The organism is Micromonospora sp. NPDC003241, assembly GCF_053589795.1.
This window is the reverse complement of record NZ_JBSFSO010000038.1, coordinates 20,105-36,213: the sequence shown is the minus strand read 5'-3', so window position 1 is coordinate 36,213 and position 16,109 is coordinate 20,105. Positions and strand designations below refer to the sequence as shown.

General features: G+C 72.7%; 11 protein-coding genes. 3 read left to right on the top strand and 8 right to left on the bottom strand.

All coding sequences use genetic code 11. The features are described 5' to 3' along the window. Positions 1-54 precede the first annotated feature (54 nt). From ACWDVW_RS24785 to ACWDVW_RS24775, 3 genes are read left to right on the top strand one after another with little or no spacing between them, the layout of a single operon-like run. Complete coding sequence (locus ACWDVW_RS24785) at positions 55-828, top strand: (Fe-S)-binding protein (protein ID WP_449953149.1); 774 nt, start codon at positions 55-57, stop codon at positions 826-828. A 17-nt stretch (positions 829-845) separates the two neighbouring features. Next, on the top strand, positions 846-2,255 hold the full coding sequence (locus tag ACWDVW_RS24780; protein ID WP_449953225.1) for a lactate utilization protein B: 1,410 nt from the start codon (positions 846-848) through the stop codon (positions 2,253-2,255). After that, positions 2,237-2,848 (top strand): LutC/YkgG family protein, encoded by a 612-nt coding sequence (locus tag ACWDVW_RS24775; protein WP_449953146.1) that lies wholly within the window; start codon positions 2,237-2,239, stop codon positions 2,846-2,848. Before ACWDVW_RS24780 ends, ACWDVW_RS24775 begins: the two co-directional genes overlap by 19 nt. Positions 2,849-2,934: 86 nt before the next feature. On the opposite strand, the gene ACWDVW_RS24770 is transcribed toward ACWDVW_RS24775, so the two are convergent. From ACWDVW_RS24770 to ACWDVW_RS24735, 8 genes are all read right to left on the bottom strand, one after another. Continuing rightward, a complete protein-coding gene (locus ACWDVW_RS24770; protein ID WP_449953144.1) occupies positions 2,935-5,694 on the bottom strand; it encodes an FtsX-like permease family protein in 2,760 nt (919 codons plus the stop codon). Continuing rightward, positions 5,691-8,849: an FtsX-like permease family protein gene (locus ACWDVW_RS24765; protein WP_449953141.1), complete on the bottom strand. Its 3,159-nt coding sequence runs from the start codon at positions 8,847-8,849 to the stop codon at positions 5,691-5,693. The genes ACWDVW_RS24770 and ACWDVW_RS24765 overlap by 4 nt, the downstream gene beginning before the upstream one ends. Positions 8,850-8,856: 7 nt before the next feature. Next, positions 8,857-9,579 (bottom strand): ABC transporter ATP-binding protein, encoded by a 723-nt coding sequence (locus ACWDVW_RS24760; RefSeq protein ID WP_449953138.1) that lies wholly within the window; start codon positions 9,577-9,579, stop codon positions 8,857-8,859. After that, positions 9,576-10,505, bottom strand: a complete 930-nt coding sequence (locus ACWDVW_RS24755; protein ID WP_449953134.1) for an ABC transporter ATP-binding protein — start codon at positions 10,503-10,505, stop codon at positions 9,576-9,578. The genes ACWDVW_RS24760 and ACWDVW_RS24755 overlap by 4 nt, the downstream gene beginning before the upstream one ends. A gap of 425 nt (positions 10,506-10,930) precedes the next feature. Continuing rightward, positions 10,931-11,509, bottom strand: a complete 579-nt coding sequence (locus ACWDVW_RS24750; RefSeq protein WP_449953131.1) for a hypothetical protein — start codon at positions 11,507-11,509, stop codon at positions 10,931-10,933. Positions 11,510-11,577: 68 nt separating this feature from the next. Then, positions 11,578-12,798 (bottom strand): AAA family ATPase, encoded by a 1,221-nt coding sequence (locus ACWDVW_RS24745; RefSeq protein WP_449953128.1) that lies wholly within the window; start codon positions 12,796-12,798, stop codon positions 11,578-11,580. Between the two features lie 287 nt (positions 12,799-13,085). Continuing rightward, entirely contained in the window at positions 13,086-14,528 is a 1,443-nt protein-coding gene (locus ACWDVW_RS24740; RefSeq protein ID WP_449953126.1) for a class I adenylate-forming enzyme family protein, read from the bottom strand. Further along, a complete protein-coding gene (locus ACWDVW_RS24735; protein ID WP_449953123.1) occupies positions 14,518-16,062 on the bottom strand; it encodes an NAD(P)-binding domain-containing protein in 1,545 nt (514 codons plus the stop codon). Before ACWDVW_RS24735 ends, ACWDVW_RS24740 begins: the two co-directional genes overlap by 11 nt. Between the last annotated feature and the right edge of the window lie 47 nt (positions 16,063-16,109).

Sequence of the window (16,109 nt, the reverse complement as noted above, 5' to 3'; positions counted from 1 at the left end):
CCGAGGGTGGCACTGTGGCGGCACGGACGATCGCAGGGCGGGCGGAGGTGTGACGTGCGGATCGCGGTGTTCGTGACCTGCCTGGCCGACACGATGTTCCCCGAGGCGGCGAAGGCGACGGTGCGGCTGCTGGAGCGCCTGGGACACGAGGTCGTCTTTCCCGAGGGGCAGACGTGTTGCGGGCAGATGCACGTCAACACCGGCTACCAGCGGCAGGCGTTGCCGTTGGTGCGCCGGTACGCGCGGGTCTTCGATCCGTACGACGTGATCGTGGCGCCGTCGGGGTCGTGTGTCGGATCGGTGCGGCACCAGCACGCGGTGGTGGCCCGGCGGGCCGGTGACGAGCGGTTGGCCTCCCGGGCCGAGTCGGTGGCCGGGCGCACGTTCGAGCTGTCGGAGCTGTTGGTGGACGTGCTCGGGGTGACCGATGTCGGTGCCTTCTATCCGCATCGGGTTACCTACCACCCGACGTGTCACTCGTTGCGGGTGCTGCGGGTGGGGGACCGGCCGCTGCGGCTGTTGCGCGAGGTGCGGGGTCTGGACCTGGTCGAGTTGCCGGCGGCGGAGCAGTGCTGCGGATTCGGCGGCACGTTCGCGGTGAAGAACGCGGACACCTCGACGGCGATGCTGGCGGACAAGATGCGGCACGTGCTGTCCACCGGTGCGGACGTCTGCACGGCGGGGGACGCGTCGTGCCTGATGCACATCGGTGGTGGGCTGTCCCGGCTGCGGACCGGGGTGCGCACGGTGCACCTGGCGGAGATCCTGGCGTCGACCGAGCGGGACGGCGCCGTCGACGAGCGGAGTGATGCGGTGGTGCGGTCGTGACCCGGACCTTCCTCGGTATGCCGGCCACCGCTCCGGCGGGCGTCGGACACCTGCGCGGCGACGAGACCTTCCCGGCCGCCGCGCGGCGGGCCCTGGCCGATCCGCAGCTGCGCCGCAACCTCGGGCACGCCACGGCGACGATCCGCGCGAAGTCCGGTGCGGTGATCGCCGAGGTGCCGGACTGGGAGCACCTGCGGTCGGCCGGTTCGGCGATCAAGGCCGACGTGCTGGCCCGCCTGCCGGAGCTGTTGGAGCAGTTGGAGTCGCGGGTCACGGCCGCCGGGGGAGTGGTGCACTGGGCCGCCGACGCGGCCGAGGCCAACCGGATCGTCACCGAGCTGGTCGCGGCCACCGGCAGCGACCGGGTGATCAAGGTCAAGTCGATGGCGACCCAGGAGATCGGCCTCAACGAGGCCCTGGTCTCCGCCGGGATCATGCCGGTGGAGACCGACCTGGCCGAGCTGATCGTGCAGCTCGGCGACGACCGACCCAGCCACATCCTGGTACCAGCCATCCACCGCAACCGGGCCGAGATCCGGGAGATCTTCCTGCGGGCGATGCCGGGGGTGGACCCGGCCCTGACCGACGAACCGACGGTCCTGGCGGCGGCGGCCCGGCGCTACCTGCGGCAGACGTTCCTCTCCACACCGGTGGCGGTGTCCGGGGCGAACTTCGCCGTCGCGGAGACCGGCACCCTCGCCGTGGTCGAGTCCGAGGGCAACGGGCGGATGTGTCTGACCCTGCCGGACACGCTGATCACCGTGATGGGTGTGGAGAAGGTGGTGCCGACCTGGCGCGACCTGGAGGTGTTCCTGCAACTGCTGCCCCGGGCCTCGACCGGGGAGCGGATGAACCCCTACACCTCGATGTGGACGGGCGTGACCCCGGGCGACGGTCCGCAGGCGTTCCACCTGGTGCTGCTCGACAACGGACGCAGCGCCGTGCTCGCCGACGAGGTGGGCCGGCAGGCACTGCACTGCATCCGTTGCTCGGCCTGCCTGAACGTCTGCCCGGTGTACGAGCGCACCGGTGGGCACGCCTACGGCTCGGTGTACCCGGGCCCGATCGGGGCGGTGCTCTCCCCGCAACTGACCGGGATCGCCGACAACGCCTCCCTGCCGTACGCCTCGTCGCTCTGCGGCGCCTGCTACGACGCCTGCCCCGTGAAGATCAACATTCCGGACCTGCTGGTGCACCTCCGCGACCAGGCACCCCACCCGCGCGCCGAGGCGACGGCGATGGCCGCCGCCGCGTACGCCATGGACCATCCCGCCCTGTACGCGGCCGCGCAGCGCGCCGCCCGGTCGAGTCGACTGCTCGGCCGGCGCGGTCGGGGCCTACCACCGCCGCTGGACGGCTGGACCGCCAGTCGCGATCTGCCCGAACCGCCTGCGGAGACCTTCCGCGAATGGTGGTCGAAGCGGTGAGCGGCCGGGAGACGGTCCTCGGCCGGCTGCGCGCCGCCCTCGGCGAGCGCGGAGCCGACGTCGAGGTGCCGCGCGACTACCGGCGGACGGGCACGGTCGACCTGGACCTGCTGGTGGAGCGGCTGACCGACTACCGGGCCCGGGTGCGCCGCGTGCCGGAGGCGCAGGTCGCCGACGTGATCGCCGACATCCTGCCGCTGTCCGCGACGCTCGTCGTCCCACCGGGACTGCCGCCGGCCTGGCTGCCCGCGACGGTGACCGTACTGCCCGACGACGGGCTGGACAACGCGCGGATCGCCGCTGCGGACGGTGTCGTCACCGCCGCCGCCGTCGCGGTCGCCGAGACCGGCACCGTCGTCCTCGACGGCGCACCCGACCAGGGCCGCCGCGTTCTGAGCCTCCTACCGGACCTGCACATCTGCGTGGTCCGCGCCGCCCAGGTGGTCGCCGGGGTCCCCGAGGCGCTCGCCCGCCTCACCCCGCACCGCCCACTCACCTGGATCAGCGGACCGTCGGCCACCAGCGACATCGAACTCAACCGGGTCGAGGGCGTACACGGCCCCCGTACCCTGCACGTCCTCCTGCTGCCCTGACCGCAGCAGCGCCGCATCTGATCGCAAGAACCTCTCCGCTCGCGAGCGCCCGAGGTCCGCGCCTGGTATGACGAGGCAGTAGCCGCTCACTCGCCGGCGCGGAGCACCTCGCTCAGCCGGTCGCGTCGCCGCAGCGCCGCCTCGACAGGTACGACTGCGGCGGCCGCCGCCACCAGCGCCACACCTACCAGGCCGAGCAGCCACCACGGCAGGACCGTCGTCGGGTCGGCGGCTTGACCGGTGAGCATCCGCAGTTCGAGCGGGCCGAGCGTCAGGTGCGCGAGCATGGCCCCGAGTAGCGGGCCGCACACCGCGGCGACCACGACCGGCGGCAGCACCTCTCCGGCGGCGACCCAGCGGGCGTCGCGTGGCCGCAGGCCGAGGGTCCGCAGCCGACTCAGGGTCTGCCACCGTTCCGAGGCACCCGCGGCGGCGGCGAGCGTGAGGCCGAGCAGCCCCAGCGCCAGCAGCACAACCGCAGCCGTCCACGCCAGCCGTAGTGTCCCTGCGGTCAGCGGCGCCTCTCGCTGCGCACGCTGCACGTCCGTGCGCAGGACGACGTCGGCGGCGACGCCGCTGTTCGACACGGCCTGCGCCGCACCGGGGCCGGTCACCCAGACGGTGTTGGGAACGGCGGACAGTCCCGCCTCGGCCAGCGCTGCGGCGTCGACGATGACGACGTCGCCGGCACCGCCGACGGGGGGAGCGGTACCGACCGCGGTGAGATGGATCGTCGGAGCATCGTCGCGTGACAACTGCAGCCGGGTTCCGGTGGGCAGGTCACCGGTGCCCGATCGGACCAGCGCGGGGACGCCCGTGGGGTCGGCCCCGGATGTCGTGAGCCGGGCCAGCGCGGGCGCGTCGGGCAGCGGGGTGGAGGCCAGCAGACGCTGGAACGCGGCGGCGTCCACGATGACCAGGCGTGGAGTGAGTGGAGTCGATTCGGTGAAGACGCGTGCCGAGTCGGTCACCTGCGCGACGACGACCTGCTCGACCCCGGGTGCGGCCGTGATGCGTTCGGCGAGTGCGGGCGTCGCGGCCGCGGCGTCGGTGCCGACGTCGAGACGGGCGTCGGCACCGACGGTGCTCCACGCGCCGTCGGTCAGCCCCCGGGAGATGGTGGCGCCGACGACAAGCGCGAACGACGCCAGCGCCGTCGCGCTGACCAGCACCAGCAGCGGCAGCGCCCGACCAGCGGTGGTGGCCGCCCGGGCGGCGGCGAACACGGCCAGCGGGCGGTGTGACCGCAGGGCCTGTCGTAGCCCGAACCGCGCTCCGACGGGCATCAGCCGCAGCACGACCAGTGCGCCGGCGAGCGCACCCAGCGCGACGGCGCTGATCGGGAGGACCAGGTCGCCGGTCAGCTCACCGGCCTCGCCGTCGGCGGCGACGGGCAGGAGCCCGCGCTGGTGCAGTGTCACGACGGCGGCGAGTGCGGCGATCACCACGGCGGCCTCCACGGCGGCGCGGCGAAGCCTGCCGGTGGCCAGGATCCAACGCCGCGCGGCCGGATTGGCGGGTTGGCGCCGGTCGCGACTGGCGCGGGCAGCGGCGAGGATCCCGAACACCGGCCCGGCGACGACACCGGCCAGGACCACAGGAATGGCCCAGGTCCAGGACACACCCGGTACCGCCGCCCGGGCGAGTGCGAGCCCGACGGCGGCGGCCGACACGGACACCACGGCGGACTCCATGATCAGTTCCCCGCCGAGGTCGGGGAGCGCCGCACCGCGCTGCCGGGCAGCGGCCAACGCCGGGGCACGGCGGCGGACCAGCAGGTCGGCGGCGAGCAGCAGGACCAGTACCGTGGCGGTCAGGACGCCGGCGAGCAGGACGGCGGCCTGGACGGAAGCGGCGCTGATCTGGGTACGCGTGTCGCGCAGGACGCTGTCGAGCTGCGACTCCCACTTCAGGGAGTCGTCGCGTACGGCTGACGAGCCGGAGGCCGCCTTGAGCTTGACCACCTGGCGGGCGAGCGTCGCGGTGGCACCCCAGGTCAGCGCGTCGGGTTCGGGTGCGAAGTGGACGGTGCGCCGCAGCTGGTCCTGGTCGAAGGCGAGTCGGGCGTCCGGCAGCGACTCGCGCGACAGCAGTCCGGCGAACCGGGTGGTGCCCACGCCATCGGCACCGGGCAGGGGACGCAGCAGCGCCGGGGCGAGTCGCCAGGCGGGGTCGGCGCTGTCGGTGGGTCGGTAGATCCCGCTGATCCGGACGTCCTTGTCGTTGCCCTGGCCGTCCTGGGCCGGGATCCGATCGCCGGGGCCGAGGCGGAGCGCGGCGGCGTCGACCTCGGAGAGGCCGACCTGCACCGGCCAGGGCGGTCCGTCGTAGGGGATCTCGATGGACCGTTCGGGGACCGTGGGGCCGGGCGCGCTGCCGGCGATCCAGGTCACGTCCGGGCCGCCGCGGTCATCGGCCAGGTAGGTGAGCTGGAAGGTACGCGGCAGGTTGCCGCCGGTGATGCCCAGGACCGGGCCGTTGACCACGGCGATGGGCGGCAACAGCGCCGCGTCCAGGTCAGGCCCGAGCGCGTAGGCCGCCCGGGCGCGGAAGTCGTCGACGTCCTCGGCGAGGCGGGATATCCGGAACCGGCCGCCGGTCGGCCCGTCGTCGCGTTCCCAATCGGCGTGGACGAGGACGGTAGAGCCGGTGCCAGCGCGGCGGACAGTGTCCTGGACGGCGTCGTCGGCGGCGGCACGTACCAGCGCCGGAACGGCCCCGGCGAGCAGCGCGACGGCCGCGATGACGGCAGCGGTGAGCAGCAGCGCCCCGGCGTCGGTACGGCCCCGGCCACGGACACTGGGCCAGTGCGGCGCCGGCCGCCGCAGGGTCGGCCACCGGGTCACGGTGCCACCCGCAGGTGCGCGGCGTCGGCCCGCCGGACCTGGACGCTGACCACCGCGGCGACCGCCAGCAGGCAGCCGGCCAGCAGGACGGCGAGCAGCGCGGCCTCGGCCGGCCACGGCCAGTGCGGCTGGACGGCCGGGATCGGCGCGGCTCCGGTGTCGGAGCGGACCAGCAGGGGAGCGACGAGGCCGGTGCCGAGCGCGCCGACGGCCGCGCCCACCGCGAGCAGGGGCAGCAGGATGACGGTGTGCTGGCCCAGGAGCACCACCCGGATGCCGCGCCGGGTCATCCCCAGGCCCCGCAACCGTGCCACCTCCACGGCGCGGACCTGCAGATCGCAGGTCACGTGCAGCACGACACCGGCGAGCAGCAGCAGCGCCGAGGCTCCGACGAGGAGCCGCAGCGCGGCGGGCAGCGCGGCCTGCAGCGGGCCGCCGGTGAGACGGGTCGTCTCCGCCTCGCGGGTCGTGACGGTGCCCAGGTGCAGGGCGGCGGCACGCTCGGCGACATCGGGACCGGCGGGGTGACCGACCCACCAGGCGTCGACCGGGAACGTCAGGTCACCGGTGACGGCACGGGCGCGCGACAGCATGTCCAGGTCGGCCAGGACGGCGACGGCGCCGGGGGCGGACGGCACGGTCGGCACGACCTCGGTGACGACGATCGGGACCGGCGTGGTGCCGACCGTGACGCTGAGCCGGCTGCCGATGCCACCGACCGCGTCGGCGAAGCGGGCGGAGACAGCGACGGGCACCGGACCGGGGTCGGGGAAGGCGGTGGCAACCAGGGTGCGGGCGGCGTCCGCGCCGCCGAGGTCGACGGTCGCCGCCAGCCGCAGCGCGGTCTGCGTCGGTGTGGCGGCGAGCACGACGCTCGGGTCGCGCAGCTTGGTCGGGATCGGCGGCGCGGACGTGGCGGTCCACTCCGATCCCTGCGCCGATCCGGTGGACGGCACGGTGAGGGTGACGGCGAGGGCGATGCGGTTGCCCACTGCGGCGTCGGGGTCGGCCGTGACCGGCAGGGACACCGCGACGAGGTGCAGTCCGTCGGCGGTCGCGCACGCGGGCAGCCGGTGTGCCCGGCCGTCGAGCGGCACCGGGGGACCGGTGCAGGGTAGACGTAGACCGGCGGCGTCCTGCAGCAGCAGGTGCGGTGTCACGGCGAGGGGAGTGTCGCCGGTCGCGGTGCCGCTCAGCAGCAGCGGGGCACCGGCGGCGACAGGGAGGCCGGTGGCGCGGGCCGGCGGGGCAAGTCCTGCGCCGACGTCGGTCCAGGTGCGGTCGTGGTCGAGCCGTCCGCGCAGCAGCGTGTCGGCGCGGGTGGTGTCGACGCCGACCAGGCGCGGCGCGTCGCCGGCGGTGCCGAGCCACTGACCGACGGCGGTACCCCGGTCGAGGACGGGACTCACCGCCCCCGAGGTGGCCGCGACGACGGCCGCGCCGTCTCCGGGCGACGGCGTCGCACTGAGGGACAGTGCCAGGTCGGTGCCGACGGAGAGCGCGGCCTGGTCGCGCTGCGACTGGTGCCACGTGGTGTCGAAGGCGAGGCCGAAGGTCGCCGCCGCGCAGGCCAGCCCGACGAGGAGCCCGGCGGCGACCGCCTGGGGGCGGCGGGCGGCCTCGGCGACCGCCAGCACCACGGCCAGCCCACGGGCGCGGTACGCCAGCCGGTCGGCGCCGCGCAGGGCGGGCAGGACCACCCGCAGCGCCAGGGTGGCACCGGTGGCGAGCAGCAGCGCCGGTGCGAGCACCCGGACCACGTCGGCGCGGGGGCTGGCGGTGGTGGGTTGCGCGTACAGCTGCCACCACGCGGTCGCGGCGAGGGCCGCGAGCATCAGGTCGGCACCGGACCGGGCCAGCAGTTCACGGCGGGTGCGTCGGTCGCCGGGTGCCGGGCCGGGCCGGATCGCCAGGACGGTCAGGACGGCGGCGAGCGCCAGCGCACCGCCGGCGACAGCGAGAATCTGGGCGCCGGTGACGGCGGGCCGGGCGGTCAGGCCGGCGGCGTCCAGGGCAGGCAGGTGGGTCAGGCCGGCGTGCAGGGCCGACGAGGCCGGGACCGCGAGCACGGCGGCGACGGCGGCGACGAACCCGGCGTCGAGTGTCGCGGTGGCGGCGAGTTGACGGCGGCTGGTGCCGAGGGCGGTCCGCAGGGCGGTCTCGTCGGCGCGGATGCCGGCGGTCAGCCGGCCGGCGAGGACGAGTGCCGTCGCGGTCAGGACACCGCCGAGGACGGCGATGGCGAGCACGAGAGCGGCGGTGGCGTGCCGTTGCGCGTCGGCGGAGCGCAGGGTCAGCGGCAGGTCGGAGGCGACCCGGGCGAGCCGGACGCGCTCGCCGAGGGTGCCGGCCAGCCGACCGTCGGCACTGCGGACGGCCCCGGCCACGGTCTCCAGGTCACGGCGGGTGGCGTGGGACAGGTCCGGATGGGCGGTGACCTCCATCCGGTCGACGGTGGCACCGGTGGTGAGCAGGTCGCCGAGGTCGACGAGGAAGGGGCCGTAGGCGTTGACCGGCTGGCGGAACCGGCCGTCCTGGTAGCCGGTCGCGGCGCCTGCCGCAGCCAGCGGATCGCGGTCCCAGCCACGCCCCGGCACCGGGCGCACCACACCGACGACGGTCACGTCGACGGCCGGGACGGGGTCGTTGGCCAGCTCGGCGCCGAGATGCACCCGGCGACCGGGGGTGAGGCCGAGCAACTGCGCGGTGGACTCCAGCACCACCGCGTCCCCACGCTCGCGCGGCCAGCGCCCGGTGACCAACTCGGCGCGGGTCGGCAGGTCGTCGAGCCCCGACAGGTACGCCTGGGCCGGCACGGTGGTGCCCGGGGCGAACCCGGGCGGCAGCGCCCGCAGCACCGTCGACGCCCGCGCGGTGGTGGTCACCGGGAACGGGGCGAGCGCGGCGGTCACCACGGTGCGGGTGTCGGCGGCGACGGACCGCGCGTCCGGGCCCTCGACGGTGCCGGTGTAGACGGTCACGTCGACGTCGGCGGGGGCGGCGCGGGCCATGGCGACCTCCAGCGCCCGCTCGGTGGTGCGGGTGCTCAGCAGGGTGCAGGTGCCCAACAGGGTCGCGCCGACCGTGACCACCCCGATCAGGGCCGCCAGCAACGGCCACTGCGCGCGGGCACGCCGGCTGACCAGCCTCAGCATCGGCGCGTCACCCGGCGTCCGGCCCGGGCTCGCCCGGCTGCCCGGCCGCCTCGTCGTGGAGCTGCCCGTCGTGGATCCGGATCACCCGGTCGGCCAACGCCATCATCACGGGATCGTGGGTGGACACCAGGGCGGTGACGCCTTCGGACTCGACCACCCCGCGCAGCAGGGCCATCACCGACAGGCCCGTCTCCGCGTCCAGTTGCCCGGTGGGCTCGTCGGCGATCAGGAGCCGGGGCGAGGCGGCCAGCGCGCGGGCGATCGCCACCCGCTGCTGCTGGCCGCCGGAGAGCTCGGCCGGCCGCTGCCGGGCGTGATCGCCCAGCCCGACCAGCTCCAGCAGCAACGCGACCCGCCGCTCGCGCTCGGCCGGGGCGACGCGGGCCAGCCGCAGCGGGGCGGCGACGTTCTCCGCGGCCGACAGCACCGGGATCAACCCGAAGCTCTGGAAGATGTACGACACCTTCTCGCGCCGCAGCCGGGACAGACCGTCCTCGTCGAGCGCGGTGACGTCGGTGCCGTCGACGTGCACGGTGCCGGCGTCCGGGCGGTCCAGTCCGCCGATGGTGTTGAGCAGGGTCGTCTTGCCCGACCCGGACCGGCCGACCAGCGCCACCATGGACCCGGCGGCCACGTCGAACGACACGCCACGCAGGGCGTGTACGACGCTCGGCCCGCTACGGAAGCGCCGGTGCACGTCGCGTACGCGCAGCAGCGGCTCACCGCTCATTCGTCGTCTCCCGAGGGGCGGATCGTGATGTGGTCGGGTTCCAGGGCCAGCCGGACCCGTCGGGTCAGCGCCAGCGCCTGACGGAAGTCACGGGGCACCTGCACCCGCCCGGCGCGGTCCATCACGGCGTACTCCTCGGCGATCATGTGCGTGTCGCCCACCGCGTCGGTGGTGGCGCGGCGCAGCACCTCGCTGCTGGTGCGCCCGTCCCGGATCGCGACGGTCCGTTCGACCTGGCCGCTGACCTGCGGGTCGTGGGTCACCACGACCACGGTGACGCCGTAGCGCCGGTTGACGTCCCGCAGCACGCCGAAGACCCCCGCGGACGTGGCGGCGTCCAACTCGCCGGTCGGCTCGTCGGCGAGCAGCACCCGCGGCTGGTTGGCCAGCGCCACCGCGATCGCGACCCGCATCTGCTGCCCGCCGGAGAGTTGCCCGGGTCGCCGGTCGGCGCAGTCCGCGACACCGAGGCCGTCCAGCAACTCGGCCGCGCGGTCCCGGCGCTGCGCCTTCGCGGTACGCGCCGCCGTTATCGGCAGGTCCACCATCTCCCGCGCGGTGAGGTACGGGATCAGGTTGCTCGCCGTCTGCTGCCGCACGAACCCGACGGTGTGCCGCCGGTAGTGCACCCGGTCCGCGCGGGACATGCTGAGCAGGTTCCACCGGTCGACCCGGACCCGCCCGGCGGTCGGGGCGTCGATGCCGGCCAGGATGGACAGCAGCGTCGACTTGCCCGACCCGGAGGCACCGACGACGGCGACCATCTCCCCGCTGTCCACGGCCAGGTCCAGTCCCTGAAGTGCCTGCACCTCGATGGAACCGGTCTGATAGATCCGCACCAGGTTCTCGCAGACGATGAGCGCGTCCCGGCCGAACTCGGGCGCCCGCGCGGCTGGCTGCGGCAGGGACAGCGGCGTACTGGACATTCCTTCCTCCGTCCCGGTCGTGCCGACGTCGCGCCGGCCCCGGGACCCCTCTCCGGCCCACCGTTGGGCACGTGGTGTCGCCCGGTCGGTACGCATGGTTGCCGATGTGTCGAGAGCCCCGATTGCCCGCGTTGACGCGGATTGAAGCAGTCTCGCAACTGGCGGCGGCGTTGACCATGCCCCGGGGCGGCTTTCCTACGATCCCGGACGAGGGTTTGCGCGGGAACGCGGCGACGGACCGGCAGCACAGTGATGGCACTGCCTCCGCGTCCAGGTGCTGGAACGGCTGCTCGGCCACGCCACGCCGCCGAACGGTCGGTTGTCCGGCCACTTAGCAGGTTCCGTGCGCCAGAGGCGAAGGCAACGCGGCTGACCGGTGCCCAGTTGCTGCCGGAGGCCGGGTAGTCAGCGCGTCCAGCACACCGCTACAGCTGCTTGACCTTCGCGAGGAACGTCTCCCAACTGGCGCTCCGGGCGAACCAAGGGGCCGTCAGATGACCGAGGGCCACGATCTTCTCGGCGATCGCGGTGCTGTCAGCCTCCGTGTAGGTCTGAAACGATGGCCGCGCCCCCGGGGGTGTGACCGCCTTCTTGAGTTCTTCCTTGGCGTGACGGATCTTGCCGACATCTCGCCCGGCGAACTGATCCGGCCGGCGCCAGGTAGGTCGGACGGCGTGCACCGCATCGGGGAACAGGAACCACCACGTCTCCATCTCCCAGGCCGGCACCACCGCGAGGACCGGCCAGCGCAGCGAGCGGTGGCCGTCCTCAATCTTTGTGATCAGCTTTTCGTGCGCCGGCTCCACCTCATCGGCGTCCTCGTGCATGAGGACCGCTCGGATGGGTGTGCTCACGTCGACGGCGCGCAGCAGGGCCGCAGCCTTCGTCGCTTTGCCCGGCAGCCGTTGAAGCGGCACGTTGCGCACCAGCGACATCGGCTTGCGCAGCGGCTTCAGAGCGCCACGAGGGATGTCGGGACGCAACGCAGCCACCAGGATCTGCACCGTCCTACGGTCATTGTCGTCTTCACCGAGGATCACCACTACCGAGCGATGCTCACTCCGCTTCGCCGTCATTCCGGGCAGCCCCCGAGTGCGCCGGAGAACCACAGCTCACCCAGTCCAAGCTCGCCGTTGAGCTCCTGCTCCATGGCCTTGACGGTCTCGGGGTCGATCGCGGGGATCTTCGACGCGGCATCGTCGTTCCGCTCGCACACGATGAGCTCGTGCGGCGTCAGCCGATTCACCAGCGCGGGGGAGTGAGTGGCGATCAGGAACTGCGTCCGCCCGGACGCTTCCCGCAACAGCTCGACGAGCCGGTCAAGGATGTGCGGGTGCAGCCCGTGGTCGATCTCCTCGATGCACGTCAGCCGCGGGGGAGACGGATCGTAGAGCAGCGCGAGCAGCGCGAGGGCGCGGATGGATCCATAGGAGGCCTCCTGCAGCGTGGTGGCTCCCAACAAGCCTCGCTCAACCAGCGTGAGGACGGTTCCCTCACCGGCACCACCGATCGCGGTGAACTCCAGACGCTCCAGCCCTGGAATGAACGCCCGCGCGTCGCGTTGCAGCGCATCAAACCGGTCCGTATGCCGTTCGGCCAGGAATGACAGGAAGGCGGCGAGATTGCTGGCATCGTTGTGTAGACGCTCACTCGCGCGTTCCGGCGACGGACGGCGCGCGGCAGCGACGTCAACGTCGAACACGCGGAAGCTGGCGAACAGGTTCGCCAATGCCTCTACCTGCTCGCCGCCCTCCTCCGGGCTCAGTTTCGGCAGGGTGGACAAGCCGAGGGACCCTTCCCGCAGACTCGCGGTGTCTTCCCCGCCTTCCGGCTTGTGAAATGTGATCAGGCCACCCTTGACCGTGATGCGCCGCCCAGGACCAGCGGTCCGCTTGAATGCGAAGCTCTCCGCTCGCCGCAGGTAGTATCGCTCCTTCTCACCGCGCCCTGGCCTCAACTTATCCGAGGAGAACTCCAGGGTGTAAGTGTCAGTCGCCTTCAAGGAACTGTTCTTGGTGACCGCTGCCTCAACCTCGATGCTGATCGCCTGCCGTGATCCCTTCGCAGCCCGAAACACCACCCGATCGAACCCCGCGCGACGGTCGAGCGCTGGTGCCAAGTCATCACGGGTGGCGTCGCCGAGAAACGCGATGACGTCGAGGAAATTGGACTTTCCCGCGCCGTTCGGGCCGACGAGGACGTTCAATGCCCTCAGGTGTACCTCAACATCGCGAAGGCTCCGGTAGTTGACTACCTTCAACCGGAGCAGGTAAGGGGGACGCCGGACAGCCACGTCCGCAGCCTACCTCGTTGATCACCGCTGAGGGCGATCCACGCGATGAGCGCGCCGTACCCCCACAAGGGGCATGGCCTGTCCGGCAACAGGTAGCACTGCGGAAACGATGCAGCATTCCTCCTCGTGGTATTTCACGACCACGCCGTCGTCCGGGACCGCGATGGGACTTCCACATCTACTTCGTTCCACCGAGCCGGTCATCACCATGGCGGTGCGGTCTCTTGAGCTGACCGCGGTCCTTGGGCGCGGCCACGACCACCTGCCAGAACGCGCTCCACCAGCCGTTACCCGAGCAGGTCCGCCTCGCGGTATGCCAGGGCTCGCTTGTCCGGCTTGCCGCTCGGCCCCACCGGCACCCGCACGATCGTCTGGATCGTCTGAGGGGCGCAGGGTGCCCCGAGGGTCTGCGCCACCAGGTCACGCAGCCGTGCCGCGTCGGGTGTGTGGCCGTCGGCCGGCACCACGTAGGCGTGCACCGCCTCCCCGGTGAGGTCGTCGGGACGGCCGACGACGTAGGCCTCGGCGACCGTGGGGTCGGCGGCGAGGACTCGCTCGATCGGGCCGGCGTACACGAGGGTGGCGTGCACGATGATGACGTCCCGGATGCGGCCGAGCAGGTGCAGGTAGCCGTCGCTGTCCAGGCGGGCCAGGTCACGGGTGCGGACCCAGCCGTCGACGAAGACGTCGGCGGTCTCGACCGGGTCGTTCCAGTAGGCGTCGGCCTGCGCCGGTGTGCGCACGAAGAGTTCCCCTTCGGTGGAGGGGCGGCCGTCGGCGTCGCGGATGGACAGGTCGGTCACCGGAGGTGGTCGGCCGACCGAGGCGAGCGCGGTGGGGGAGGCCAGCATCTCGGCCGGTGTCACCATGGTGATCATGCCGGTCTCGGTCTGGCCGTAGCCGTGGAAGATCACCGGGCCGAGGACGTCGAGTGCTTCGGCGAGCCGGCCCGGTGCGAGGGGGGAACCGGAGACCAGCAGCGCCCGCAGGCTGCTCAGGTCGGTCGGGTCGGCGCGATGGTCCTGGACGAGCCGGTGCAGTTTGCCGACGGTGATCACACTCGCGGTCGCCCGGTTGCGGCTGATCATGTCGGGGAAGCCGGGGGACCGGTCGGCGATCAGGGTGCCACCGGCGGTCAGGGCGAGGATGGCGTACTCCAGCATCACCTGGCTGCTCAGCGAGCCGAAGACGAGGTAGCGCTGGAGGCGGGGGGCGAGGTCGGTGATCGCTGGGGGCCAGCGGTCCGGGTACGGGACCCAGGCCGCGCTCATCGCCGCGTACGTCTGTGCACAGCCCTTCGGGGTGCCGGTGCTGCCGCTGGTCCAGGTGATCCGGGCGATGTCGCGCAGGCGTCCGGCGGCGACCAGCCGGGTCCCGGGGTCGGGTGTGGCCGCCAGGTCGGCGACGTGGGTGTCGGTGACGAGCAGCGGGTTGTCGTGGAGTTGGTGGGCGAGCTGTGCCGCAGGCAGGTCGGGGCGGATTCCGGAGACCCGGGCGCCGACGGCGAAGGCCGCGATGACCGCCGCGAAGGCCTCGGCGGTGACCCCGAGTCGCAGGGCCACTCCGACGCCGGGGCCGGCTCCGGCGGCGCGTAGTCCGGCGGCGATCCGGTGGACCAGTCCGGACATCTGCGCGGCGGTGACCGTCCGATCGCCGTCGCAGAAGACCGGCCGGTCGCCGCCGGTGGCGAGCAGGTCCAGGACGGGCTGTGGCCAGATCTCAGTCGGCATCGGACAGGACGCCCTTGAGGAAGAGCACGAGTGGCTGGTGGTGGACGGCGGGAAGGTCCCAGTGGTTCTCGAGGTTCTCGGCGAGGTGGTGCACCGCGACGAGCCGGCCACCGCGGTGGACCCGGATGACCGGGTGCAGATAGCTGGCGTCGTGGGCGTGTTCGGCGTCGTTCTCGGCGATCCGGGGGACCGTGACGTCGAAGGGGTCGACCTGGTCGTGGTCCGGCCCGTACTCCAGGGTGGCCACGATGGCGAACGGTGCGGGCCCCAGACCGCCGTCGTGCAGGTAGTCGACCGGTACCTCTTCGTGGTAGCGCGCGGTGTCACCGGAGACGGTGACGACGTCACCGAGCACGGCGAACTGTTGCCACAGCGCCGAGGTCCGGTTGAGTCGGGTGATGACGGCGTCGGCGATCGCCTCGGGGGTGCTGTCCAGCGGGGTGGACGGCCAGGGCGTGTCGTGGTGGCGGGCGGTGAGGATCCGGTGCAGGGCGCGGACGCCGTACCGGAAGCCGTGGATGAATCCGCTGGTGGAGCGTTTGAAGTCGCGTTGTTGGGTGAGGGTGCCGGCGAAGTGCAGGCCGGGGACGTTCACCGACTCGTAGGCGGAGGTCTGTTCGGGGAAGCGGTCGTTGTGCACGAGTCGCGGTCGGGCGGAGGGGTCGAAGATGCTCGCGTCGAACCGGAATCCGGTGCAGAGGATGATCCGGTCGTAGTCGAGGTGCCGGGTCGACTCGACGGTGCGGGCGTAGCGGAAGTCGATGCGGTAGCCGCCGTCGTCGCGTCGGGTGATCCGTTCGACGGTGCCGTCGAGGACCGCGTTCTGCGACTTGAGTTGGTAGGTGTCGAGGAAGTTGTTGTTCACCGCGCGCAGGTGCCCGACATAGTGGGACTGCCACGCCAGTTTGATCGAGTGGGGGCCGGCGACGTGGATGACCGCGGCGGTCTCGACGAGCGCGTCGGCGGTTTCGAAGGCCGAGTTGCCCTTGCCGATGATGAGCACGCGTTGGTTGACGAAGTCGTCGGGGTCGACGCTGACGGTGTCGTACCGTTCGGCGAGTGCGACGCCCTCGATCGGTGGAACGTAGAGCTGGGAGACGCCGGTGGCGACCACGACCCGGTGGGCGGTCAGGGTGTCCCCGTCGGTGGCGACTGTGAACAGCTCACCGTCGCGCGCGACCCGGGTGACCCGGGTGTCGTATCTGACCCGTAGGCCGCGGGCGAAGTCGGTGAGGTATCGCAGCAGGTCGTCCGCGTCGGGGAAGTAGCGCCGGCTGTAGCTCTTGAACAGCAGCGCCGGGTCGTCGGTGAGCAGCGAGTTCCAGTCCGCGCGCAGGTTGAACTCCGGATCCTCGGAGCCGGTCCAGATCTTGTTGATCGAGATGAGTTGCCGGTGCCGGGGATAGGTGGCGAAGAAGGTGCCCGGTGCCCGGCCGGCCTCCAACACCAGATAGTCGCGACCGTCGCGTTCCAGCAGGGCGGCGAGCTGGAGTCCTGCCGGTCCGGCTCCGATGATCAGGTAATCGAGCGGCATGCAGCGCACCGTAACGACCCGATCTCAGAGCGTTCTGAGATTCCGTC